General features: G+C 41.6%; 17 protein-coding genes. 10 read left to right on the top strand and 7 right to left on the bottom strand.

Annotated features, from left to right (window positions below):
* The first annotated feature begins 8 nt into the window (after positions 1-8).
* Positions 9-3,182 (top strand): SusC/RagA family TonB-linked outer membrane protein, encoded by a 3,174-nt coding sequence (locus JL001_RS12710; RefSeq protein WP_200976470.1) that lies wholly within the window; start codon positions 9-11, stop codon positions 3,180-3,182.
* A 612-nt stretch (positions 3,183-3,794) separates the two neighbouring features.
* Complete coding sequence (locus JL001_RS12705) at positions 3,795-5,189, top strand: RagB/SusD family nutrient uptake outer membrane protein (protein WP_200976469.1); 1,395 nt, start codon at positions 3,795-3,797, stop codon at positions 5,187-5,189.
* Between the two features lie 52 nt (positions 5,190-5,241).
* Here JL001_RS12705 and JL001_RS12700 read toward each other — a convergent pair whose 3' ends face one another.
* The 3 genes from JL001_RS12700 to JL001_RS12690 form a co-directional block, all read right to left on the bottom strand.
* On the bottom strand, positions 5,242-5,526 hold the full coding sequence (locus tag JL001_RS12700) for a hypothetical protein (protein ID WP_200976467.1): 285 nt from the start codon (positions 5,524-5,526) through the stop codon (positions 5,242-5,244).
* Positions 5,527-5,740: 214 nt separating this feature from the next.
* The gene (locus tag JL001_RS12695; protein WP_200976464.1) at positions 5,741-5,884 is read right to left on the bottom strand and encodes a hypothetical protein; all 144 of its coding nucleotides are present in this window, start codon (positions 5,882-5,884) and stop codon (positions 5,741-5,743) included.
* A complete protein-coding gene (locus tag JL001_RS12690; protein ID WP_200976463.1) occupies positions 5,881-6,315 on the bottom strand; it encodes a MauE/DoxX family redox-associated membrane protein in 435 nt (144 codons plus the stop codon). The genes JL001_RS12695 and JL001_RS12690 overlap by 4 nt, the downstream gene beginning before the upstream one ends.
* 127 nt (positions 6,316-6,442) lie before the next feature.
* On the opposite strand from JL001_RS12690, the gene JL001_RS12685 reads away from it, so the two are divergent.
* The 8 genes from JL001_RS12685 to JL001_RS12650 all read left to right on the top strand — a co-directional run bounded on the left by JL001_RS12685 (position 6,443) and on the right by JL001_RS12650 (position 19,119).
* Entirely contained in the window at positions 6,443-6,844 is a 402-nt protein-coding gene (locus tag JL001_RS12685; protein ID WP_200976461.1) for a hypothetical protein, read from the top strand.
* Between the two features lie 1,454 nt (positions 6,845-8,298).
* Positions 8,299-8,886, top strand: coding sequence for an RNA polymerase sigma factor (locus tag JL001_RS12680; RefSeq protein ID WP_236252800.1), 588 nt, complete (start codon positions 8,299-8,301; stop codon positions 8,884-8,886).
* Positions 8,887-8,989: 103 nt separating this feature from the next.
* Entirely contained in the window at positions 8,990-9,985 is a 996-nt protein-coding gene (locus JL001_RS12675) for a FecR family protein (protein WP_200976459.1), read from the top strand.
* Between the two features lie 99 nt (positions 9,986-10,084).
* Entirely contained in the window at positions 10,085-13,507 is a 3,423-nt protein-coding gene (locus JL001_RS12670; protein WP_236252799.1) for a TonB-dependent receptor, read from the top strand.
* A gap of 26 nt (positions 13,508-13,533) precedes the next feature.
* Positions 13,534-15,366, top strand: coding sequence for a RagB/SusD family nutrient uptake outer membrane protein (locus JL001_RS12665; protein WP_200976457.1), 1,833 nt, complete (start codon positions 13,534-13,536; stop codon positions 15,364-15,366).
* A 407-nt stretch (positions 15,367-15,773) separates the two neighbouring features.
* Positions 15,774-17,540: a glycoside hydrolase family 9 protein gene (locus tag JL001_RS12660; protein ID WP_200976455.1), complete on the top strand. Its 1,767-nt coding sequence runs from the start codon at positions 15,774-15,776 to the stop codon at positions 17,538-17,540.
* Positions 17,541-17,551: 11 nt separating this feature from the next.
* On the top strand, positions 17,552-18,316 hold the full coding sequence (locus JL001_RS12655) for a ThuA domain-containing protein (protein WP_200976453.1): 765 nt from the start codon (positions 17,552-17,554) through the stop codon (positions 18,314-18,316).
* Between the two features lie 26 nt (positions 18,317-18,342).
* Positions 18,343-19,119 carry a ThuA domain-containing protein gene (locus JL001_RS12650; protein WP_200976451.1) on the top strand — a complete coding sequence of 259 codons (777 nt, stop codon included), beginning with the start codon at positions 18,343-18,345 and terminating at the stop codon, positions 19,117-19,119.
* A 301-nt stretch (positions 19,120-19,420) separates the two neighbouring features.
* Here JL001_RS12650 and JL001_RS12645 read toward each other — a convergent pair whose 3' ends face one another.
* The 4 genes from JL001_RS12645 to JL001_RS12630 form a co-directional block, all read right to left on the bottom strand.
* On the bottom strand, positions 19,421-20,917 hold the full coding sequence (locus JL001_RS12645) for a hypothetical protein (RefSeq protein WP_200976449.1): 1,497 nt from the start codon (positions 20,915-20,917) through the stop codon (positions 19,421-19,423).
* A gap of 56 nt (positions 20,918-20,973) precedes the next feature.
* Positions 20,974-23,016: a hypothetical protein gene (locus JL001_RS12640; protein WP_200976447.1), complete on the bottom strand. Its 2,043-nt coding sequence runs from the start codon at positions 23,014-23,016 to the stop codon at positions 20,974-20,976.
* Between the two features lie 26 nt (positions 23,017-23,042).
* Positions 23,043-24,440, bottom strand: coding sequence for an endo-alpha-N-acetylgalactosaminidase family protein (locus JL001_RS12635; protein WP_200976446.1), 1,398 nt, complete (start codon positions 24,438-24,440; stop codon positions 23,043-23,045).
* A 91-nt stretch (positions 24,441-24,531) separates the two neighbouring features.
* The gene (locus tag JL001_RS12630) at positions 24,532-26,154 is read right to left on the bottom strand and encodes a RagB/SusD family nutrient uptake outer membrane protein (RefSeq protein ID WP_200976444.1); all 1,623 of its coding nucleotides are present in this window, start codon (positions 26,152-26,154) and stop codon (positions 24,532-24,534) included.
* Positions 26,155-26,169 lie beyond the last annotated feature (15 nt).

Here is a 26,169-nt window from a genome sequence, read left to right as displayed (position 1 = left end):
CTACAACCATGAAACAGATATTACTCTTAACCTTGTTTTTGCTATACCTGATACATCCCCTTGCGGCACAGGAATCCCCCTATAGGGGACAGGTCATCTCCCAATCCACGGGAAGTCCACTGGCAGGTGCCCTGGTGGAAGTCAGCGACAGTCCCATCCGCACCGTCACCAATAGCGATGGCCACTTTGAACTGCCCTCAAGGCCTTCCGATGAACAGCACTTGCTCATCTCCTACCTTGGCCATGTCAGTGCTGCTTTTGAGGCTCCCTTTACCGTGGGACGCCAATATGCATTGGAAGAATCCGCCCTGGGCCTGGATTCGGTGACCGTGGTCTCCACAGGCTATCAGGAGCTGCCCATGGAAAGGGCCACGGGGTCCTTTGCGCACCTGGGCCGGGAGCTGCTCGAAAGAAAGGTCAGCCCCGACCTCCTCAGCAGACTGGAAGACCTCACGCCCGGCCTGATCACCAACCGGGGATTCGGCTCGGACAGCGACCCTGTCAGCATCCGCGGGCGCAGTACGCTCTTTGCCGAGACCATGCCCCTGATCGTCATCGACGGCTTTCCCTATGATGGCCCATGGGAAAACCTCAACCCCAATGATTTCGAAAGCATCACGGTCCTCCGGGATGCAGCTGCCGCTTCCATCTGGGGTGCACGTGCGGGCAATGGGGTCATCGTAATCAGTACCAAACAGGGGGATTATGGTGAAAAGACCGCCTTCAGCCTCAATTCAAGTGTGAACATCACCGAGAAGAACGACCTGTTTTATCGCCCACAGATGGATATTGGGGACTTTGTAGGCATAGAGCAGCAACTATATGAACAGGGCTTCTACGATGGCAACATCAACCAAAGCAGCCGTCCACCGCTATCCCCCGTGGTGGAAGGCCTGATCGCCCATTCCGATGGCCTGATCAGCGGGGCAGAAAAGGACGCCCTCTTGCAACGCTATGCCTCACAGGATGCCCGTGAAGACCTGTCCGGGTATTATTACCGCCAGCAGGTCCAGCAACAGTACAGCCTCCAGGCACGTGGTGGCTCGGGCAGCCATCGCTACCAGTTCGCGGCAGGTTATGACCGCGACTTAGAGGGCATCGTGGGCAATGCCAATGACCGCCTTACCCTGAACACCAACCAGCAATGGAAAATACTGGGCGGCAAGGGAGAGCTCCTGGCAGGCATGCACTATATCCGCTCCCAGTCCGACCGGGACAATACGGTTCCCAACCCCCACCCCTATGAAAAGCTGGTGGATGAAAACGGCCTTCCCAAACCCATCATCAGTGACTTCAGCAGCCGCTACAAGGCAGCCACTGCAGGGGACGGTTTTCTGGACTGGGATTATGTCCCTTTGGAGGAGATCGGAAGGTCATCCAACCGCTCCACCCAGCAGGATATCCGGCTGAATACCGGATTGGACTATAACTTATTGCCGGGGCTGAAAGCCAAGGTCATGTACCAGTATTGGCAGAACCAAACCGAAAACCGCCAGTACAGTCCCGTGGAAGCCTATTCCACAAGATTGCTCATCAACCGCTATATGCAGTTCGATGACAATGGGAATGCCAGTCCGGCCGTTCCCGTGGGAGGGGTACTGGACCAGCGGAACGGAAGCTCCCGCAGCCATACCGCCCGTGCACAGCTCAGCTACCAGCATGACTGGTCCTCGGGGCACTCCCTCTCCCTTTTGGGTGGATGGGAGCTCAAAGACCTTTCTGCCCTGTCCACCGCCAGCCGCTTCTATGGATATGATGATAACCTGGGCCTCAGTGAGCCGGTGGACTTCCTGACACGCTACCGTACCAATCCGCGGGGCAGCCTTTCGGCCATCCCCAATGGCAACAGCCACTCCGGGCTGGTGGACCGCTTCTATTCCCTGTATGCCAATGCCGGCTATTCCTATCAGGGGCGCTACCTGCTCTCTGCCAGTGTCCGTCGGGATGCCTCCAACCTCTTTGGGGTGGACACCAACCAGAAGGGAGTGCCACTCTGGTCCACGGGCCTGGGCTGGATCATCAGTGGTGAGGAATTTTACCGTTCCTCCTTCCTGCCCTACCTCAAGCTCAGGGCCACCTATGGCTACAATGGCAATATTGACAAATCGGTCAGCGCCTATACCACGGCCTCCTATTTTATATCCGGGATTTTCAACTTGGTGCCTGGCATCCGGATCGCACAGATCCAAAACCCGCCCAACCCCAACCTGCGCTGGGAAAAGATCGGCATCCTCAACCTGGCATTGGACTTCAGTACCAAAGATGACGTGCTTTCCGGTAATGTGGAAGTCTACCGCAAAAGGGGAACGGACCTGATCGGCGACATGCCCTTCCCGCCCACTTCGGGCATCTCGCAGCTACGTGGCAACTTCGCGGGCACACTGACCAGGGGCATCGATATCAACCTGCAGGCCAATATCCTGAACGGCCCACTATCCTGGCAGGCCAACCTCCTGCACAGCTCCCTAAAGGAAACCGTCGAGGAATATGAGGTCATGTCCCCTACCAATAATTATTTGGGAGAATACATCGCCCCCTATGAGGGCAGGCCACTGTTTGCAGTCCACAGCTACCGTTGGGGAGGATTGGATGGCCAGACCGGAAATCCCATCGGCTACCTGGACGGGGAAGAAAGCCAGGATTACAGGGACATTGTCAGGAACTCCACGCCTGAGCAGCTGGTCTATCATGGCAGTGCACGTCCCACCGGTTATGGGGCCCTGCGGAATACCCTGACCTGGAAGCAGCTTTCCTTTTCCTTTAATATCAGTTATAGATTGGGCTATTACTACCGCAGGGCCTCGGTCAGCTACCGGGAACTGATGAACGGCAATATTACCCACAGCGATTACCACCTGCGCTGGCAGCAGCCCGGCGATGAGGCCTTTACCCAAGTGCCCTCCATGCCCGGGGCACAGGACACCTACCGGAATACCTTTTACCAGTTATCCGAAGTGTTGGTGGAAAAGGGAGACCATATCCGCCTGCAGGATATCCGGCTAAGTTACCTGATGCACCAAAAACAGGTGCAGGCACTGCCCTTCCAAAGTGTGGAGTTCTACGCCTACGCCAATAACCTGGGCATCCTCTGGAAAGCGGCCAAGGACGATCCCCTGGACCCTGACTACCGCAGCAGCAAACCTCTGGGAAGCATGGCATTGGGACTAAGGATTGGTTTCTAAGCCCATGGAAGATATAGCTCCGTCCACCAATAATTTATGTATAACTATAAAAAAATCGAATTATCTGTATGAACAACCCCGGTGGGCGGGGCTTGTTTTTGAGCAATAAGTATCAAATGAAAATAGCAAGAATTATAAAGAAAAGATTGTTTCGGGGTTGTCCCTTCAGCTGTGCTGAGGGACCAAATAAAACAGAGCTTTAGAAGTACCGTGGTCTCAAAGACGGTGCAGAAATAGCCTCTCTCATGTGAATCAGTCTTTTATCTAGTTTGCCCCGATGGCTATCGGGGTCTAATATCTAAACAGAGTCCCTTACCGCATACTTTCTTCATATGATTTGATAACACAACATCGTCAGCGGGAAATGTTTCCAGACGGGAAACCGGGACTCTTTTTTTAGAAGAAAGAGTAAAGAGGAAAGAAAAAAAATACCCCCTCATAACCTCCCCCCTCTAAGGGAAGGCACTTATTTCGATATCGAGAAGTCTCCCTCAAGGGGGATCTAGGGGGCCATAAATGACTCGGAAAACTGAACTGAAGTGTAGGCTAAGGACATTCTCGCTACCGTAAATAAGTCTCAAGACTCAATACTAACGACTAAATACTATAAATATGAACCATACCCTCAAACCCATCCTTACCATTATGATCATAAGCATTGTCCACTTGCTGAGCTCCTGTGAGGAGTTCCTGGATGAAAAGCCCGAAAAGAGCCTTGTGGTTCCCGAATCCCTGGATGACCTGGCAGCCCTATTGGAGTTTACCCAATACATGAACAACAGCCTGCACCTGGGGATCATCCTTGCCGACGACTATTATACCACTGACGAGGGATTACAGGGCTTTTCCTACCAGTGGGAGCGTGAGGCTTATACCTGGTCCATGGACCTGGCCGATGACACCGGAAAAATGGACGCTTGGTCCGCTCCCTATGCTGCCATATTCTATTCCAATGTGGTATTGGAGAAACTTCGGGACATAGCGCCACAATCATCATCCGATCAGCAAATGATGAACACCATCAAAGGCAAGGCATTGTTTTACCGTGCCAGCCATTATTTTGAGCTGAGCCAATATTTCGCCGCCCCCTACCCATCTGGCTCATCGGAAAATCCGGTCCAGGGTTTGCCACTGAAGCGAAATGCCAATGTGAATGAAAGACCGGCCATTTCCGATCTGGAGACTACCTATCGATTGATCGAAGAGGACCTATTGGAAGCAGCAGACCTTCTCCCGGGCACGGCCAACTATCCGTATTCCCCGACCCAGAAAGCCGCATGGGGCATGCTCAGTAGGTTCTATTTGGTCAAGGGGGACTATGAAGCAGCCTTACGCTATGCCAATAAAACTTTGGAGGCACAGGCACAGCTGATGGACTTGGCCCAGCTGGAAGCCTCCGGAGAGGTAGACCTATCCGATGACGGCGAAACCTTCCTGGAATTCAACCCAGAGGTAATCTTCCACAGCCAGCTTCCTGCCTATTCCTACCTTTACAGTTCACAGGCTTTTGTACATCCAGCACTATACGATAAATATGCAGAAGGTGACCTGAGAAAGCAGTTCTACTACTTCGAAGATCCCCAAAACAATGGCCTGGCCAATTTCAGGGGCAGCTATACGGGAAGTTATTTGGTTTTTGGGGGATTGGCCACCGATGAGCTTTATCTCAACAAGGCAGAATGCCTGGCCAGGTTGGGGGACAGTGAATCGGGGTTGGCAGCGTTGAACTATTTATTGGAAAGGCGTCATTTACCGGAGAGCTTCAGGCCCTATACGGCTTCCGGTCAAGAAGAAGCCCTTGATATCATTCTGTTGGAAAGACGAAAAGAACTGGCTTTTAGGGGTAGTATCCGTTGGATGGACGTGAGAAGACTTTTGGGAGATCCGCAAAGAAAAGTCCATGCAGATAGAACGGTAGATGGCTTTCAGTATGGGCTCGGCGATGAACCTGCAGATTACCTCGTACAGATTCCGCCTTATGAACAGGAACTGAACGGCTCTTTGTAGACAAAAAAAGGGAAGCGGTATTCGCTTCCCTTTACCATTGAGCAACCAAAGGCTATGGGATTGGATCCAGGTCATCACCCGGTTCGAAGTTACCCAAGGCACCTGCTACGGGATTGGCGGTGGAAGCATCCTCGTAGAGGCACTGGCTGGTGGTTCCCGTACATTGGTACTGGTCATCTCCAGGCCCAATTTCAACATTGGTCACATCGTACCACTCACTTCCGGACTGTCCGAACCTGGGCTCGTCCATGTCCACGGGCTGCGTAAATGCAAACGCAGCCAAGATGGCGAAGAGAAAAACCCCGCCTTTAACTAGATTTAAAATGTTAAGTTTCATAATTTTATATATTAATATGAACATTGAACTCCGGTCGTTTTGGTTTCGTGGACCTTCCGAGAGGGACGGCCGGATTTCTTCCCCCTGCTGATGCCAGGCAAGCACCTCGTGCCTTCACTGGCCGTGTATATCTTTTTTCTATTCGTTATTAAAAATCTGCCGCTGTAGCTTGGCTTTGAGCAGTGGATGGCCTATTAACTTTTTTATGTTTGTCTCAATGCTGGTCCAGATTTGCAATCTGGCCCCATAAATCACAGGCATTTGAAATGCCGCTTTCCAATTCCTCATTCCTCACTGTGGAAAACTTCCTACCTGTCTGCCGCCAGGCAGGCTTCAAACTTCCCGCTTCGTACTTCAAGTTCTCCTATTCAACCTTCCTGCTTCGTACATCATTACCCATACCACCATCAACACCAGCACCGTAAGATTAAACACCAGATGCTCCTCCCATCCCAAACCACTCAGTATTCCCCCACAGCTGCAGGGCACTCTATCGAATACGTTCAGGATCACCAGTCCCAGGTAGCCCGTAAAAGTGACCATCAATCCAAAAGATGCCCACATCCCTCTTCTGCGCCATTTCTGGGTCAGCACCATGATGGCTACGGTCAACTCCATTGCTGGCAAGCCCCACAGCAGTCCTTCTACCATCCACAAGGGGAAAACCTGATTTCTAAGGGCAATCTCAGTGCCCTGCCAATCATACACTTTGCTGACCGCTGTATAGGCAAATAAGAAAGCGATCAACAATGGGATCAGTTCGGTATATGTTCTTATAAAACTTTTCATTTGACTGGCTTTGACTTCTGATTTGAGGTTTAATATGAAAAAAATTTAAGCACTAAATCGAAACAAATAAAACTATACAAACATTATTTTGCATTTTTTACACAATTACTGTCAGATGACAGAAAACATGAAAATCCTGACAAATCCTAATAGCACCAATTGGAGTAAATGCCTGTTTTTATTATGTTTACAGCCGATGTTATTTAATACTGAGCATTACTTCTGGCAAGGAGAAGTAGGAAGAAGGTGTGTTATGGAAAAATTTTTAAGCCCTGAAGCCCTAAAAAGGGAGTTCGACAGGTACTACAAATTGGATTTATCAGTGTACGAAAAAGTGGCTCCTTTTCTGGTCATGAAAAGTTATCGCAGGAGCCATTTATTAAAGGAATTTGGAAAGGTGGAAACCCAGTTATCCCATCAGCTAAACTTTGCGACATTTACCACTTCCTACTTCACTAATCTTGATTTGCAATCCAGACTCAACCATAACGGGCATTTGAAATACCCAAAACAGATTCAAGATCCTTAGCCAGTTTACCCTAGATAATCTTCGTACATCCCACTTCAAACTTTCCTCTTCCCACCACCTACCATCCGTGTTTATCCCATTCATCTGTGGACCATACTTACCTTATCCAAGCACCACAGCTACCAGACTCTCCTCTTCAAACTTCGTACTTCCCACTTCCCTCTTCCCACTTCAAACTTCCCTCTTCTCTCTTCCCTATAGCAACCCTACACCAAAGCTGGGGCAAAGCTACATCAAAGCTGGGGTAAAGCTGGGGATACCCTGACCTTTGGGTCAATGATTTTCATAAAAAGTACAATTTCACAACAAACAATATCCTAAAAACCACATTTAATTTATCATCGCCAATTTGTCCCCTTTTAAACTCCCTATTGAAACTTAAATTATGACCAAACCTCCCTTCATTCACTCCTCTTGGATGCCACTTAATCACGGGAAGGAATAAAGGTCAAGGGTGCTGGCGGCAGGAAGCATTCACTTGCCCTTGACCGTTTTCCTGACCGGAATATATTTGCAGAAAGGTGGAGTGGATACCAATGAATCCGTCATAAAAAACAACAGATGATCACCGTTTCTCCTATCCTAGTTGAACTGTTAAAGTTGACTTTTACCTAGATCGGCAACAACACTTATCAACTATTATAGCCACAGTTTTCTGCCGTCAAAAGGCTGCGAGTCCCGAGCACCTTTCCACCGACTTTGGAGGCTGAAAAGATGGTTTTGTATACAAAACTACATCTTGCTGTGGCCAAGTGACCACCTCAAACTAAACTGAATCCACCCTATTCTAAAATTTACAACGATATGGCTTAACCATTTCTTTGAAGGGCTAACAAGTTGGTGGCTTGAACTTATCTATTATGAAAAATGACCAACCTTAATATTGATTGAACAAATAAGTCAAAAGATTGGGACAATATAAAACAGTAGAAATAATATTTATTGGATACAAAATAGATCCTATGTCCTTAATAATACCAACCTACCTTAACCTAAAATACTGGATTTAACTCCCGATCAAGATTTGTTCAATATAAAATCAAAACCGGATATTGGGTAGCTTCATTAACGTTAACAACTCAAAAATCCTTCACCAATAAAACATCAATACCCCAACATCACATGATCACATATAATATATATCCAAAGTTTTACCGGTAAAGACTAAGAGGATATCCAAATGATTGGTTTAATTAAGTAATCAATAACTTATGATTTCCAACTACTTAAGAAGTGATTTAAGATCTTTGGCATCAATGAGGTCAATCAGGTAACATTTTCACAAATACTAAGTTTTCAAGCTCAATCAAGGAATTTATCGACTGAGATTAGAAGTTATAGCTTTATTAGCTAATATTATATTTTAAAATTAAAATATCTTTAATAATTTTTGGGAATAAATCCTAATAGCCTTGTTGTCCTCGTGACGACCAATCAAAAGCCATATTTCATAAATGAGACCCTTAAAAGACCATGGTGAAAAAGAGTTAATATTACTACTTAGACAAGGAGATATCTTTGCTTTTGATGAACTGTATTTTAGATATATCAATCATCTCATGGCATTTGCCGTATCCTATATTAAGGATCCCATTGAAGCGGAAGAAGCTGTTCAGGAGGTATTTATTAGAATTTGGGAAAACAGGGGAAGGCTAGATTCAAACAAAAGTTTCAGGGCATACTTATTTAAATCTGTCAAAAACAGTTTGATCAATTTAATTCGGGATAGTCATGAAAAGTTACAACTAGATGATGCTCCAGATACAGCAGTAATCATTGAAAGCAAGGCAATCAATAATTTGGTATTTGAAGAACTTGAAATTAAGGTTTTACATTTAATTTCAGAATTACCTGAAGTACAGCAACAAGTTTTCAAGCTCAGTAAACTGGAGGGTTTGTCAAATGCTCAAATTGCTAAAAAGCTGAATTTATCAAAAAGGACGATTGAGCACCATATTTACTTGGCCACCAAAAATTTAAAAAGTCAACTTTTAAAGAGTACTGGGATCACTTCCTTATTCCTAATACATTTATTTACCTGATTTACAGGTTTTTAAATTATTTTTTAATAAAAATTCACTTTTCATTAAGTAAACCATCATTCATTCGTGTATTCTATAAAAGAGCCATTTTATTAAGAATACATTGGAAAAAAAGACTTTATACAAACTAATCAATAATCAACTTTCTGAAGAAGAAAAGAAAGAGGTTCATTATTGGCTTTCAAGGCCTGATTCCCAAAGAGAGCTTAAACGGATCCTTAAAAATGATTGGGATCAATTTGGTCTGGAAATTAACAAAAAGGATAAACCCTTTCTCCCGGTACTTCTAAAAATTCACGATAAAATAAATCAAAGGGGTGAGTCCAAAAGTCACAATTTTATCAGACGGATCTGGCAAGAGTACAGAAAATTTGCTGCTATCATAGTATTTATACTCTTTGCAGGCTATGCTATTTTATATATGGTGAACAATCAGCCAGCAAGCATCCAAAACACCTCTACTGCAAGACCACTAATGACTCGATCCACAGGGCCAGGAGAAAAACTAACATTAATCCTCCCCGACAAAAGTAAAATCATTCTCAACTCAATTTCAGAAATTTCTTTACCCCAGGATTTTGGAAAAAATGATCGAAAAGTAACCTTGGACGGTGAAGCCTATTTTGAAATTGCTCCCAATAAGAGTAAGCCGTTCAAGGTCTCCTCAGGTAAAATTGAGACTACGGCTTTGGGTACTTCTTTTAATATCATTTCAAGACACGACCATACCCAAGTGGCACTAATAGAGGGCAAAGTTAGTGTTGAATCCTCAAATGATAAGATAATTTTAAATCCAGGTCAAGACGCAACCCTTGATTCACGGGATAATGGCAGTATTAAAATCGGTTCGTTTGATCCATATAGTTTAACTGCCTGGAAGGAAGGAAAAATCACTATTGACAATAAATCGTTAAACGATATTTTTTCCACCCTCGAAAGATGGTATGGAGTTGAAATTTCAATTTTAAACATAGATACAAGCCAAAGGATTTCCGGGACTTTTGCTAATGAAAATTTGGAAAGTATTCTATCCGGACTCTCCTTTTCTATGGATTTTAAATTTGAAATAAATGATAAAAATGTAACAATAAAAAAATAGCGCCTATGAAAAACAAAACAGGGTAAAACTCCATCGCCAAATGAACTTTTTACCCTGATGCTTTAAAGAAGTCAATTATCAATAAAACATGTTAAAATTATGAAATTAAAACTACTGTACCTAATAAAGATGGTATCCAAAAACCTGCTGTATGCATCTATTTTGCAAATTTTCTGCCTATCAACCTTAATGGCCAGCAATATTAATGCACAAATAAAACCCATAGACAAAACCTATATCACGCTAGAAGGCCATAACTGGAAGGTCAAAGATTTCTTCCTTTATTTAGAAAAGGAAACTGACTATTATTTCGTGTATCCCCAAAGCTTAAAGCTTGAAGAAAGGGAAGTGCATGTTTCAGGAGGGAAAAGAACCGTCAATGAAATTCTTACTGAGATTGCAAAAAAGGAAAAAATAAGATTCAAACAAGTCAATAATTCAATTTATGTTGCAAGGGGCTCACAAAGTTCATCTGAAGGGGCTATTCCAATAAAAATTCAAAAATCCACGATTACAGGGACCATAAAGGACAAAGATGACATCCCTATTCCGGGGGTTACCATCAGGATTGAGGGAACAACCACTGGAACTGTTTCCGATATCAATGGAGAATTTTCGATTCAAGCTGATAGCGGGAACATACTCATCATTTCATATATCGGTTATCAGACCCAACGCATTCAAATTTCAAATGAAAGCCACCTCAGTCTCATCCTTGAAGAAGACCTTTCATCCTTGGAGGAGGTCGTAGTAATAGGCTATGGTACCCAGAACAAAAGGGATTTAACAGGGGCTATTTCCCAGGTAGAGGCTGAACAATTAGAAAATGAAAATCCAAATGCCATTCAGGACATTCTAAGAGGTAATGTTGCGGGAGTAAACGTTGTTGGTTACAGTACTTCTGCCAAAGGAACTGATGCAAGTTTTAGGATACGGGGGCAAAACTCATTGAATGCTTCCACTTCTCCCTTAATCGTTTTGGACGGGGTTATATATTACGGGGACCTTTCTGATATCAACCCAAATGACATCAAGACAATGGATGTTCTAAAGGATGCAAGTTCGGCGGCAGTATATGGGGCAAAAGCGGCTAGCGGGGTAATTGTAATCACTACCAAGAACGCCAAATCTCCAAAATCCAGTATTAATTTCAATGCAAATGTAGGGCTATCAACCTTGGCCAATGACATGCCGGTTTATCAGGGAAATGATTTCCTAAGTTGGAGGGAAGACGTTATGGAAAGTATCAATGTTAACCACCAGCCCTTTCAGTTTTCTGATCCCAGAACTCTTCCAAGTGACATCACTGTAGATGATTGGTTAGCCTATGATGGATCAGATGGTGACCCCATAGATGTTTGGTTAGCAAGAATCGGTCTCCAGCCCATTGAAATCGAAAACTATAAGTTGGGTCGTAGTATTAACTGGTATGATAAAGTCTTTAGAACAGCAAAACGCCAGGATTATAATATAAGTATTTCAGGCAAAAAAGAGGATGCCTCCTACTATTGGTCTTTGGGCTATTTAGATAATGAAGGTATTATTGTAGGGGATAAATTTTCCAATATAAGATCACGACTAAAGGTAGATCTGGACGTTACCAACTACTTGAGTGTTGGGGTCAACACTCAGTTTGCATTAAGAGATGAGAGTCAGGTCAGTGCAGATTGGTGGCAAATTACACAAGCTTCTCCTTGGGGTTCAGAGTTCAACGAAGATGGATCATTACGATTCAGCCCACAAGATGATCCAGGGGGAAATTCCAGAAACCCTTTTTTAAGTATGGAGTACCTTGATAAAAAAAGGGATTTCTACACTTTAAACACAGTTCTATATGCCAAGCTCAACTTGCCTTTTGGCCTGTCATTTCAAACCAATTTTACACCAAGGCTTGAGTGGCACCGGGACCTTGAACATATGTCTGTCGAACATCCTGATTGGACAGCCCGGGGAGGCAGGGCACGAAGGTATAACCACCAGGTTTATTATTGGCAATTGGACAACATACTTTCCTGGAAAAAAACTTTTGGGGACCATCATTTGGAATTTACAGGCTTGTTGAATGCTGAAAAATACCAATTCTGGTCTGATCAAATGAGCAACATAGGTTTTGATCCACATGATGGGTTGGGATATCACAATATGGGATCAGGAAGTACGCCGGAGATTTCCAGTAATGATGAATACAGTACAGGGGATGCTTTAATGGGCCGACTCTTTTATTCCTTTAAGGACAAATACCTACTTACAGTCACAACACGTCGAGACGGCTACTCCGCATTTGGGCAAATGAGCCCAAGAGCAACCTTTTCATCCTATGGGCTGGGCTGGGTATTTTCCGATGAATCCTTCATCAATTTGGACTGGCTGGATTACGGGAAATTAAGGTTCTCATGGGGAGCAAATGGAAATAGAGATATTGGAAGATATGTTGCACTTACCGACCTAAATTCCTCCAAGTACCTGTACTCCTCCTTGGACGGCACGCTTTATCAATCCACCCAGCTGTATGTTAACAGAATGAACAACAGAAACCTAAAATGGGAAGAAACAGAATCTTATAACCTAGGTTTGGACTTTTCCATTCTCAAAAACATATTGGAAGGTAACATTGAAACATATATATCAACAACAAGCAACCTGCTTGTGCAACGAAGTTTACCGGATATTTTAGGTTTTAGCAATGTCTGGGATAATCTTGGCGAAGTAAAAAACAAAGGCATTGAAATCACTTTAACTTCCAATAATATCAAAAGGGAAAATTTTTCATGGAGTACGAGCGGAAATTTCACTACTAACAGTAATAAAATAGTGAGTTTGTATGGAACCATGGAGGACGTTCTGGATGAAAACGGCAATGTTATCGGACAAAAAGAGGCAGACGACATCTCCAATGGTTGGTTTATTGGCAGAGCTATTGGCGAAGTTTGGGATTACAGGGTCTTGGGTGTTTGGCAGGAAAATGAAGCTGAGGAAGCTTCAAAATATGGCGTAAGGCCTGGGGATTTTAAGGTTTACGATAAAAATGGAGATTACCAGTATACCAATGATGACAAGGAGTTTATTGGCCAATACCGTCCCAAAATAAGATGGTCTATTCGTAACAAATTCACTTTTTTCAAATATTTCGATGCTTCATTTATGCTTTATGCTTCTTCAGGGCACATAAACACCTATAATCAAGCAAAAAACAACTCTGGATTCCTGGATAGAAATAACTCTTTTGTTCAAACATATTGGACTCCTGAAAACCCTGTAAACGATTATGCAAGGTTATACTCGAGCAATGGAAGTGCTAATTTCAACATTTACAGATCCAAAAACTTCATTCGTTTAGATAACATTTCATTAGCATACTCTGCTCCTAAATCACTTGCAGAAAAATTGAAGCTTAATCGTTTCAAAGCATATATGACCGTACGGAACGTGGCAGTCTTCTCCCCTGATTGGGTTTATTGGGATCCAGAAAATAGTGGCCCTACCCCTAGGTCATTTACTTTGGGAATTGACATTACATTATAATCTGGTAACTCAAAACGACTAACAAAATGAAATATTCATCATATATATATATTCTTTTTATCTCGGCAATGACCTTAGGTTGTTCTGAAGACTGGCTTACGCCCAAGCCACTTTCATTCTATGCACCAGAAAACACTTATAACACCCCAGAGGGGCTACGTTCTGGAATAGTTGCATGTGATGCGAACTTAAGGTATACTGAATTTTATGGGGATGGTCCGGCAATAATTACAGAATTAATATTTTCAGAAGTTGCCGTAGAAGGAACAACGGATAAATCGGGCCCTGCACAAAACATGAATTTGCAAATTCAACCTGACGCCTCTCTTAACAGCCCCAATTCCAACCGGATTGGAAGATACTGGTATGAAGGGTACAAAGGCATCAAATATGCCAACACAGTGATTTCGAGAATCGATGACGTTGAGTATGATAATGAACAAGAGAGAAATGAAATACTGGGAGCAGCATTATGGCATAGGGCATATAGGTACTATAGGTTGGTTCATCAATTCGGGGATGTTCCATTAATTCTAAATGAAATCACATCTCCCAAATTGGATTTCTACTCTACAGACAAAGAAATAATTCTAAGAAAAATCAAAGAGGATCTTGAGTTTGCAGAAAATTGGGTTCCTATAGAAGCTGACAGGGGTATGGTCACCAGGGGAGCTGTAAGCCACCTTCTCACAAAGGTAAATCTTTCTTTGGGAGAATTTGATGATGCTATTTTATCGGCCAGCAACGTAATTGACGGAGGATACCACTCCCTAATGACAGAAAGATTTGGAATAAATGCCAACGACCCATCAAAAAATGTTATTTGGGATTTACATAGACCTGAAAACAAGTCTTTACCAAATAACAAAGAAGTATTATATGTTTTAATCGATAGACCTGATGTGGTGGGAAACACAACCGATCTATTTGGAGGGATTCAGATCATGAGGCAAGCCCTACCTTTTTATGCCGCTTCTGGAGCGAATGCCATCAAGACCCCAAATGGAAACACTGGAATGAACGGCAATAGTGGAATCGAAATACCCCTATCTGATATGTATGGAAGAGGAATTGGTCGTTGCAGGGCAACCTGGTATTCTACCAACACCATTTGGGACGACAATGATGATTTAAGACATGCACCAGGTAACTGGATGACCATGGAAGATCTCGTATATAACAACCAGTCCCTAAAAGGAAATGATCCAAGCTATGCAAAACCCCTTCAACTTTATGATGAATCGGGTGTGATGTTAACTACAGATACCATAAGAAATTGGTTCGACTGGCCACATTACAAATTATTTATCCCAGACAACATCAATAATCCACAGCGGGGTGGCAATACAGATTGGTATGTGTTTAGATTAGCGGAAACCTATTTGCTGAGAGCAGAAGCATATTATTGGAAAGGGCAATCTGACCTGGCTGCAAATGACATTAATAAAGTTCGCAGTCGCGCAGGTGCCTCAAATTATCAACCTTCAGAGGTAAATATTGGAACCATTCTGGATGAAAGGGCCAGAGAACTGTATTATGAAGAACCAAGAAACACAGAACTCAGCCGGATTGCATCCATTTTCGCGAAAACTGGAAAAACTGCGTATAATGGCCAAAACTATAACCTAGCCAACTTTGGAGATAAAAATTTCTGGTTTGATCGAATATCGGAAAAAAATGAATTTTATAACAAGGGAATTACAACAGTACATGGAGACACATATACCATGAGCCCTTACCATGTTAATTGGCCGATACCTATTAATGCAATACTGTCAAATACAGAAGGTCAGATAAAGCAAAACTATGGCTACAATGGATACGACCCCAATACCCCTGTCCTAACTGAAATAGAATAAACCTATTTAGCTAGTTTTCCTGGATGATTGGTAACTTCGGTTCAATATAAGTTAAAGTTTGATCCATTTCTTTCTAAGGTTAAAAATCGGCCAAAGATGGGGAGAGCCATAGTTAAACATATTGGTGGAGCTCTTGAACCACTCAATAAAGTTTGATAGCCTATATTGGACAATCAGTTAGGAATGGTTAAGCCCAGCTGAAATAATTCAGCTGGGTATTACCAGGTCTTAAAAGAGTTAATGTCGCTTATCCTTCTTATAGAAAGCCTTATGTTAAAACTTCAATGGATTCATTCAGGGTAATGGTATGGTGTAATTATTCAAATCCCTAAAACAAAAAGTCGAATACAGCAACTTATGCTTTAAAGTAAAATACTTTAAAACTTCATTATAACCCTGAAAAACAAATGAAATACGCACTGGCCCTAATTTTCGCAATAAGCCTAAAGGTTGTTTTAGCTCAGGAAGCAAATATATTGGTCAATCAGGTAGTGTATGATTTGGAGGGGCCAAAAACAGCCATTCTAAAAGCTCAAAGTAATGAATTTGAGGGAAAGGCATTTAATATCGTAGACGCAAAAACTTCCAAGACTATTTTTAAGGGTACCATCCCTAAAGTCTCTCAAGTTGTGGATTGGAGTGACTCAGTATGGTACAACGTTCTGGATTTCAGCGAACTGAGAAAAGAAGGAAGCTTTCAAATAAAGATACCCCATAAGGGGGTTATAATAAATTCACCTATCCTTAAAATCCAAGAAAATGGACTTTCCAAAACAACGATACCCGCTATATTAAATTTTTTCAAACACCAAAGAGCTGATTCTCAAGAGGAACTTGAGGCTGACCGGAACCTATTACTTTTCGGCAGTAATAAACGTGTTGATTTACACGGTGGATGGTGTGATGCTTCAGGTGATGTTAGCAAATACTTTTCCCACCTTGCCTACACCAATTTCATGTCCCCCCAACAAATCCCCTTGGTTACTTGGTCAATGATGGAAACAATTGAATCCATTCCCAGTATTTTAGAAGAGGAAGGAATCAAGGAAGCATTTTTAGATGAAGCGTTATACGGCGCCGATTATATAATGCGATCACTGTCCCCTGAAGGGTATTTCTATATGACTGTATTCAGTTATTTCGATAAGGACCCTTCCTCAAGGAGGGTCGTGGGGCTATTGGCAGACAGCAAAACCACTTCCGATTACCAATGTGCCTGGCGGGAAGGCGCAGGCATGGGGATTGCGGCACTTGCTCGAGCGTCCATGTTAAATACGAGTAGAGACTATTCTTCAAATGAATATTTAGCAGGTGCCGAAAAAGCCTACCTTCACGCTTTAGCCAATAGCAAAACATATGCTGATGATGGCAAGGATAACATTATTGATGATTACTGTTCATTAATTGCTTCCATTGAACTGTGGAAAGCCACATCAAAACCCCTTTACATAAACAATGCCAGGGATCGTGCGGAAAATCTAACGGAGCGGATGAGCCAATTGGGGTATTTCATTAGTGATGATGGTAACAGGCCTTTTTGGCATGCTTCGGACGCGGGTCTTCCAATAATTGCCTTATGTAGGTATTTGGAGTTAGAAAAGGAATCCAAATTTAGGGTTCCGGTTATATCAGCAGTAAAGCGGGCCATTGATTATCAAATCAGTATCACCAATGAGGTTGAAAATCCCTTTGGCTATCCTCGCCAGACATTTTCGTTAAACAGTAGCATCCAAAACGGATTCTTCATTCCCCATGAAAATGAAAGCGGATGGTGGTGGCAGGGGGAAAATGCAAGACTAGCATCAATAGCTTCGGCTATGATCCTGGGTTCGCGTCTAATTTACCCAGGTAATGGTCCTTATGGCCTTAATGAAGAATATTCCTTATTTGTTGAAAAAATAATCTCATGGATACTCGGCTGCAATCCTTATGATATGAGTATGATGTATGGGTATGGCAAGAACAATGTACCCTATATGGCATCCATGTATGGCCATGGATCTGGAATTGGAGGGATCTCAAATGGGATTACAGGAAAAGATGGAAACCCTGATGGGTCAGGTATTGACTTTAAAGTAGAGGATAACGGCAACGAATGGCGCTGGAGCGAGCAATGGATCCCACACACGGGATGGTTTTTATACGCTGTTACACTTATTTCCCGAAATCAGTAAATATATATATCATGAAATTTATAACCTTTTTGCTCTTTATAACCATTTTGTTCTCCCACCATAATGCCTACTCAAAAAACGATCAATTCACTGCTTTAATTATTACTGAGCGTGGAGACCAACATGAAGGATTTGTCCAGGAGGCTTTGAAATGGATAGATTATTTTTCAAAAAAGCATTCTATCGCATATAAGGTCATTAACCATGCAAAAGAAATTGATACTATCAACCTGAAAAAATTTGATGTTATCATCCAGCTTAATTACCCACCATACACCTGGACAGACAAGGGGAAGAGGCGTTTCGAAAAATACATAGACAATGGACAGGGAGGTTGGGTCGGTTTCCATCATGCAACCCTTCTGGGGGAATTTGACGGTTATGAAATGTGGAATTGGTTTTCTGATTTTATGGGAGGAATCAGGTTCAAAAATTATATATCACAGAAAGCTTCAGGGACCGTACATGTAGAAGCATCTAACCATCCGGTAATGCAGGGGCTTCCTCAAAGCTTTGACATAGCCGATGACGAATGGTATATATTTGATAAAAACCCCCGTCCAAATGTCCATGTTTTGGCAAATGTGGACGAAGACAGCTATTCACCTCCTTCAGAAATAAAAATGGGGGACCACCCCGTAATTTGGGAAAATCCCCATAAGAAGGCCAAAAACATCTATTTCCTTATAGGGCATGACAAAAGTCTTTTTTCCAATGAAGCGTTCAAGAAAATGTTTGCCAATGCCATACTATGGGCCATCGAAAACAATAATTAATAACCAATCCCCTAAATATCAAACCTATGAAAAAATTCATCTTTACCTTTTTATTTTTTTCGTTGTCCTATTTTCAGACTTATGCCCAGTTTCCCAGGTTTAAAGTAATTGCATTTTACTCTAAAACGGTTGAAAAAGCCCATGTTGATTTTGCCGATGATGCCATTAAATTCTTCAAGGACCTTACCATTGGAAATGGCTTTGTATTTGACACCACTTCCAATATGGCGGATTTAAAGTTGGATAAAATAAATCAATATGACCTTGTAATGATGCTTAACGATTTCCCTCACAATCAAGATCAGCGACGGGCATTTGAAGAATATATGGAAAATGGCGGTGGCTGGTATGGCTTTCATGTTACTGCCTATAACGATAAAACGACAGGATGGCCATGGTTTGTCAACTTTCTTGGAGGAGGGGTATTCTACACCAACAATTGGCCTCCTATGCCAGCAAAATTAGTGGTTGAAAACCAAAATCATCCAGTTACCAAAGGTCTTCCCAATACGTTTATTGCCCCTATAAATGAATGGTATATTTGGGAACCAAGCCCAAGAAAAAACAAGGATGTGGTTGTTTTTGCATCCTTGTCCCATGACAATTATCCTTTTGGTTTAAAAGACATTATTTATGATGGAGACTGTCCTGTGGTTTGGACCAATACCAATTACCGCATGATATATTTGAATATGGGACATGGCAATCATATATTTTCCGATGCTACTCAAAATAAACTAATAATTGATGCATTCCGTTGGGTGGTATCGATTAATTCCAAAGGAAATCCATTTGATAAATGAACTGTATTTTCAATTTAATAACACTATTCTCAACGATAACAGCATTTAAATGGCAACCAGGCCCAGTCAAATTTATAAACTACTTAAACTGTTCGTTCAATAATAAACCAATAGGCTATCCACAAAAATAAAAATGATCGATAAACAAAATTGATTTAAACAATAATTTATAAAAGAACCGAAACTCATTAAGTTTTGTAAGATGATAAGCCATTGAAAATGAACCCCGAGCTCCAGGTTTCGTTTTCAAGGCTTATCACCACAATTGTTTACTAGTCATTAAGATCCCGAGCATTTAAAATTACTTTCCAACCTCTACTTTTACAGTTTGCCCCGCCCCCACATTTACGCTTACATATGACAATATTTGACCATGACTTATTTCTTCAGATTCAGCTTTCATGCCTATACCATTGACAAACAATTTTTCATGATCACCTAAAAAGTATGCTTTCCATATCAGAGAAGGTCCTTTTACATTGGACAATTGTGTGCTATTTGATCCTTTATGTTCCAAATTAATTTCTCTTCCTCTGAGCGGGACATTTTCAACTTTTGCCCAAGCCACATTTTCAGGAAGGTGGGACAAAGACTTAAAAACATGACTTACATAGCCTCCATTTTTAAAAGAACCTGAAGGTGCAAAAGGAATCACTTCCAAGCCCATAAGACCTGAAACCATTGAAGCGACTATTGAAAAGGATGTTTCAGGATATTCCCTTCTCCTATTTCTAAATAAAGCCTCCAATTGGTTATACGCAGCCTTATCTTCTCTTAATTTATAAAGTGTGGAAGGCAGGTAAGTTTGGGCTTCAATTTGTTGATTATCTTTATTAGGTAAGTTCTTTAGTATGTCCTTTCGGATTGCATCAATTCTATTGGTATTATCATAATCCGTCCAATAAATCAATGGCCAATCCGAACTTTTATCAACAAACCCATCCGGGTGGTGATGAGAATAAAATGAAGCAGTTTCCACATCCCACCAAGAAGTTTCAATAAACTCCATGACATTTCCTGCTATCTCCCTACATCGTTTTGCCTCAGTAAACTTCCCATTCAGTTCCAATAAGTTTGCATATGCCTTATAAGCGGCATATTGTATCACAACCAAATCAAATGCAATATTATAACCATGGTCACTTTCATCATAACCAGGTATTCCCCTGGCCATGAGCAACCTTTCATTTTCTTCAGTTTTCCTGCTTTGATTTACAATTCTATTCCTGGTTAATATTTGGTCAAGTGCAAGCTGCCAAGCATTAGTATAATCTCCCACCGTCTTCTCATAAAAAGCGGTTAAAGTTGAGTCGAGATAATAATCTCGGTCTCCAGATAGGATAAACATTCTATTACTACAATCTAGTAAATCATAATTCGCTGGCAAATTGTACCAAAATGCTTCATCGTTAATATAATTAACCCTGGGTACAATTCCCTCCTTATTAATTTCCCAAAGTCCACACCAGTCCCTTTCTTCTGAAATACTTCCTGCAAATTTGATCAACATGTTTTTGGTATATGCAGATAGGCCAAGGTAATGAGCTCCTTCAGCATGGTGAGACACATCTCTCATACAAAAGGCCTCTCTTCCAGGAAGAGCTGCCTCATACCATAAACCGACCTGATCACCATCAAATGCATAATTTAAGGCTTGCTTTTTTGCCCAATTGAAAATACTATCCAATTTGGGATCAGTTGAACGGAAATTTAAAGTTGAAGTTTGAGCATTTAAATTCTGGATCGCGACAAAAAGAACAAACAGAACAGCTATGGTATTTTTTCTCGTTTTTCTCATGTTTCTGAAAATAAGTTTTTCTAATAATCGGGTTAGAAGATTTTTTGAGATCAATTTTATATTTTCCCACTGGGAAGGCTAACAGTGTGTGCCTTGCCTTCCCCTTTTAATTCATCATAGACCACTGTTCCATTGGCATCTTGAATGATTACTCTAATTCCTTTCTTTATTCGAGAAAGATGCATATCCCACACCATCCCAAATGCATGTATCTTCTCTAGAGATGCAAAGTCCCACTTTTCGGGCAAATGGGGAGTACAATCAAATTTATGAAAGCCTGTAGGCCTAATTCCAAAAAGTCCTTCAGTGAAAATTCTACAATACAGCCCACTTTCAGCTGAAAGATGGCTCTGGTTCTGTTCAGGATAAGCCTCTACAACATAAGGAACATGATCGCCCAAGAGCCGATTTGAAGAAAATTCCATTAATTTGTCAAGACCTTCATTTTGAAAGCCAGACTGAAAAACACCTCTGAGTGCATACAATGTTGATCTATCCCAAACAGTTTGAGTACCCGACTTTGTCAATAAACCACTACGTGTCCACAGCTGGGATGAAAATAGGCCATCAACAGTTCCCTTTGCCCTATCATATATTCCTACTGTCAGTGGAAAACATATCCAGCTTCTAAGTTCAGTATTTCCTTGATAATACTGATAGGTTTCGAATCCTTCTACTGTCATTTCCAGGTTCTCACTGATAGCACTTCTAACATCCTCTGACTTTGTTATATACTTTTCACTTTCATGAAGGGGTTTGCCCAATTCATGGGATAAATAACTTGCCGATAGCAGTGCATCATAATAGAGAGATGCGGTAGCTAAGTTTGCCTCCCCTGCGGGAAACCTTCCTTCAAGTTCATCAGAATCAGAGGATATCAATCCATTTGGCAGTTTTTTACGGTCCAAATATTCCAGACACCATTCTATAAGAGGCCATAGTTCTTCTGCCCATTCACGGTTACCCGATGCCAAAGCAAATCTGGCAGCACCATATGCAATCATGGCCATATCCCCTCTATCCCCTGCCCCATTCCAGTGGTCAAATCCTTCTGCCACAATAGAGCTGGGAATTGGTGTCCACTCTTTATTCATATATTTTGCAAACAGTCTAAAGCTGTTCAGGGCACTTTCATTTCCCGCTTCATCCCCTAAAAAAGGAAAAAACGGATTAATATACTCCGCTTGGTCATTGGCCCAAATTGCCGCCAGGTATTTGTTATAGCCACCAGGGCCATGCATCATTCCTCCTCTAGTAGAAAATATACTTTCAGATGCCCTTATTTTTGAAAAAGAAAACAGCTGGTCGATCTCCTTACTTGGAGTTGTTAAAATCAATTCATCCTTGCAGTTTTGAAGAAACTTTTCCCTTGCAGCCAATTCTGCAACCGGATTCCCGTAGTACGGCGAGTCATTCAACTTTTTGGCCGTCCTTACCTCTGCATATTGTATGGTTTCACCAGGGGCCAATGTTACTTCTCCATGACCAAAGACAAACTCCTCAATTTCATATTCTCCAAATACCCCTTCTTCCCGATTAGTCTTTTCACTGGAGGTAATTCCAGGAATATCTAACTTTAAGTAGGATTTGGAAATATTCTTTAACTCAATTAAATCTATTACGCTAGGGGAAAACTGACTGGGGAAAATAGTTCTTATTGACTGAATATCACTACCATGTATACTTTTTACCTTAAAATGGCCGTCTATAACTATTGCAAGGGTTTTTCCTTTATCAAGCTCTGCTCCATTCACTGTAGGCAAAAAAGCTTTCCCTCCTTTCATTTCCCTTTGCAAGCTCGCATGAGTATCATTTGGAATAGTGCGTAACATTGGCCATCGGATCACCCGGGTGGCTTCAAAACTACCAAGACTGTCAATTCCCCATTCCAATATCAAATCCACTTTTTGTCCCGACATTTCCATGTGGTCTTTATGTGGGATTTTTTCTTTTTCGAGGATATCCCACACGATGCCACCTTTTTCATTCAGTTCCCAAAGCCTTTCATGATGTTGTGCAAAAACCCCTTGGGAGACAAATACTGAAAAAACAAAGGTGTATATAAAGATTACGATTTTCCCGAAATTTACTTTTGGCATAATGTTGTATTTTATTGTCATGGAGATTAGTGGTTAGAATTTTCTAAATCTTTAAATATCAGAACAGAGTCCCCTTGTTTCAAAGAAAGGTTGACGGTCAGGTCCCTGACCGTCAATTCTCCCAAAAACTGTGTTCCATTCACTCCAAAAGAATATAAAAACACTTTATCCAACCCTTTCCAATGCTCAGGAAGCTTTAGTTTTCTGTTCTTAAAACCATTCTCGGTAAATACCAACAGCTTATTATTTGCCCAGGAAACTGGCAAATAAACCTCTCCGTTCTCAAATTTCCAGATTACGTTCTTTTTACCCGTTTTTTTTATTTTGTTCGTCATAAACCAAGGGACAACTTTGGTACAAAACTCCTCTTTTATTCCGTTCAGATTAATGGGATCTTCCATGATTTTGCCTTCTGCATGCATAGGTGTCCCGCAATACAAATCTGAAGGAAGCCCCTGAAAACCTTCGGGTTTACCATGCCATTCCTCACTCTTAAAGTTTTCAGGTTCAAAATGCCATGCAAATGGCTGTAAGCCAATAAACGGATCTTTTCTCAACCAATACATACCTCCTTCCGCAGTTACATCCACTCCCATTATTTTCCAATACCGGAAAATTTTTCTCTGTGTAGCGATTTCCTGATCTATACTATACCCAAGAAAAGGGCTCATTTCATCAGAGTTTTCACCTTCTTTATATGCAGCAGGTCTAATCGAATGAAATGCATCAATATGAACAGTTCCAGCATCCTTGAGTTCTGGCAACATCTTAAGTAAGTTATCAATTCTCTTTTGGGCCAATCCCATTTCCCATTCTTGGGTATAGCTGATCTGATAAGATGTCATACCATTGAAAGTTTCCCCAGGGATAGGGGCACCATTAATATCCTTGGCAATAATATCTTTTTCAAAGTATTCCTCCCATAAGGGAGAATCCTTAAAGGCATCAATCATATTGACATGTAAACTTACCGTAGTATTATACTTTTTTGCCTCCTTCATCAACCACTTCAGGCTCTGTAGAGAAGTCTCATCTTGCTCTCTTTTCAGGGCGTTGTTCACTTGGTTCCATGCGGGATATTTTGAATCATGTCCATTGAATTGCCATCCTACCAAATAAATGATTTTTGGAACACCCAACGTGAGGTTATCTAATTTTCTCACAACCTCCAAAGCCTGTTCAAAATCCAGATAAACCTTATCTACACCACCATCATCCCCACGAGAGCAAAGAAACATTTTCATCACCAAGGTCTGATCATAGTCATGATTCCAGGGGTTCTCTGGCTTCATTGTTTTGGTCCAATCGTAGTATTCTCCAGTGATTGTTTTTGAAGCACTGCTATTTCCCTGACCTAAACAGTTCACCACAGGCAATACCAAATTCGTGGCCATGCAGATGGCCAGAAATATTATTAATTTCATAAATAATTGATTTTTTAGTTATTGAAGACAAACCATGGGAGGGGGCAAGCGCCTCTTCCCATGATTATTGTCAATAATCCCCAGTACTGCCTTATTGATAAAATGGGTTTTGATCAATCTCTGGATTCTTTTGAATTTCAGAGCGGGGAATCGGATAATAAACAAAACTAGGTACCCAAGTCCTTTCCTGCACAACCTGGAAGCCATAGTCAAATTGATCTCCCTCCTTTTCAATTAAAATTCCAATTGCATCTTCGGATCCTATTTCAGGGGTTTCCCATCTCCTAATATCAAAATAACGATGTCCCTCAAAACAAAGCTCAATCCTTCTTTCATGTCGGATTGCACTAATCAGTTCTTCACCAACTGCATTTACCTCTGGAAGTCCTGCCCTAGTCCTAATGTAGTTTAAATAAGTAACTGCTTCGCCAGTTTCACCCAGCGCTGCACAAGCTTCAGCATAGTTTAAATAAATCTCGCCCAATCTGAATACAACCCATTGGGTAGTATTGGGAACACGGATATTAAAGTCATGGTCTTCATCGACCATTTTCCTGATAGTATACCCGGTCTTTGAAGCATTCCATGGAGACATTGAACTAGTTCTTGAATCCAATCCACCTTCAAAAAACTCAGCTTCCCTTCCTTTAAACATTGCGCCATTAAATAGTATATCTGCATAAAATCTTGGCTCCCTATTAGCGTATGGAGTTGCTGCATGGGAAGGATTATCCCAGGAAAACTTAGAGCCATCAGCCATTTCAAAATCATCTACCAACTGTTGAAGGGGATTATATGCGCTATACCCATTGTATCCATTAGGACTCATATCCCTATCGAATGTGTTATAGCGATCGCCAAAATAACTTCCATTATAAACCCTTGACAAAATTACTTCTTCATTAAAACGGTCAGTAAAAATTGAATTATAGTTATTTTCATCTCCGTGTAGACTGTATATTCCAAGATCAATAACTGCTTTTGCAGCATTTTTAGCATCTATCCAAGCTTGCAATTCTCCCGAGGGATTATAAAGTGGACTAGCATTGTATAAAAGCAATCGAGATTTCAATGCCAAGGCTCCCCCTAATGTGGCGCGCCCCAGATTTTCATCCTCATATACCTCAGGAAGAAAATCCTCTGCCATTTCAATATCATTGAGGATAAAGTTCTTTGTATCTGTCCAACTGCTTCTAAGCTCATCAAATTCAGTGTCGTTAACATCATATACCTTTGTAATCAACGGGACTCCACCAAACCTTTTTAATAGCTCAAAATAGGTCAGTGCCCTCAAAAAATACACTTCGCCCATCATTCTCTCTACCTGCATATTGTTTACCAACTCCGATCCATCAAGTTTTTCAAAAAAAACATTACAGTACCTAACCGTATTGTACAGGTCTCCCCACATATTTAATGACCCTGAAGTCTGATTATCGGGATTAGCTTCGCCACGGTTATAAATCCATTCATTTGTCCAGTTGAAATTACCGTACAGTTCATCAGTCTGTGCTCCCCAACCTAATCCACTGTCCTTGTAGCTTAATACAGCTTGATTGTATATTTCATTCACATAGGATTCTATCAAGTTTGGATCTGACCAAACAGCATCATCAGAAAATGAATCCACCGGTTCAAGATCTAGTGGATTACAAGCCATAATTGCAAGAGCCACTATCATAGGATATATAAATTTATATTTAAGATACTTCATGATTATGCTAATTTT

This window comes from Echinicola sp. 20G, assembly GCF_015533855.1.
In the GTDB taxonomy this organism is placed as follows: Bacteria; Bacteroidota; Bacteroidia; order Cytophagales; family Cyclobacteriaceae; genus Echinicola.
This window is presented reverse-complemented; position numbering and strand designations above follow the sequence as displayed.

Coding starts and splice junctions, on each gene's coding strand:
- JL001_RS12680 (WP_236252800.1), top strand. CDS start 8,299: ATGAGACCCTTAAAAGACCATGGTGAAAAAGAGTTAATATTACTACTT.
- JL001_RS12710 (WP_200976470.1), top strand. CDS start 9: ATGAAACAGATATTACTCTTAACCTTGTTTTTGCTATACCTGATACAT.
- JL001_RS12705 (WP_200976469.1), top strand. CDS start 3,795: ATGAACCATACCCTCAAACCCATCCTTACCATTATGATCATAAGCATT.
- JL001_RS12700 (WP_200976467.1), bottom strand. CDS start 5,526: ATGAAACTTAACATTTTAAATCTAGTTAAAGGCGGGGTTTTTCTCTTC.
- JL001_RS12690 (WP_200976463.1), bottom strand. CDS start 6,315: ATGAAAAGTTTTATAAGAACATATACCGAACTGATCCCATTGTTGATC.
- JL001_RS12630 (WP_200976444.1), bottom strand. CDS start 26,154: ATGAAGTATCTTAAATATAAATTTATATATCCTATGATAGTGGCTCTT.
- JL001_RS12660 (WP_200976455.1), top strand. CDS start 15,774: ATGAAATACGCACTGGCCCTAATTTTCGCAATAAGCCTAAAGGTTGTT.
- JL001_RS12645 (WP_200976449.1), bottom strand. CDS start 20,917: ATGAGAAAAACGAGAAAAAATACCATAGCTGTTCTGTTTGTTCTTTTT.
- JL001_RS12665 (WP_200976457.1), top strand. CDS start 13,534: ATGAAATATTCATCATATATATATATTCTTTTTATCTCGGCAATGACC.
- JL001_RS12640 (WP_200976447.1), bottom strand. CDS start 23,016: ATGCCAAAAGTAAATTTCGGGAAAATCGTAATCTTTATATACACCTTT.
- JL001_RS12670 (WP_236252799.1), top strand. CDS start 10,085: ATGAAATTAAAACTACTGTACCTAATAAAGATGGTATCCAAAAACCTG.
- JL001_RS12635 (WP_200976446.1), bottom strand. CDS start 24,440: ATGAAATTAATAATATTTCTGGCCATCTGCATGGCCACGAATTTGGTA.
- JL001_RS12685 (WP_200976461.1), top strand. CDS start 6,443: ATGAAAATCCTGACAAATCCTAATAGCACCAATTGGAGTAAATGCCTG.
- JL001_RS12650 (WP_200976451.1), top strand. CDS start 18,343: ATGAAAAAATTCATCTTTACCTTTTTATTTTTTTCGTTGTCCTATTTT.
- JL001_RS12655 (WP_200976453.1), top strand. CDS start 17,552: ATGAAATTTATAACCTTTTTGCTCTTTATAACCATTTTGTTCTCCCAC.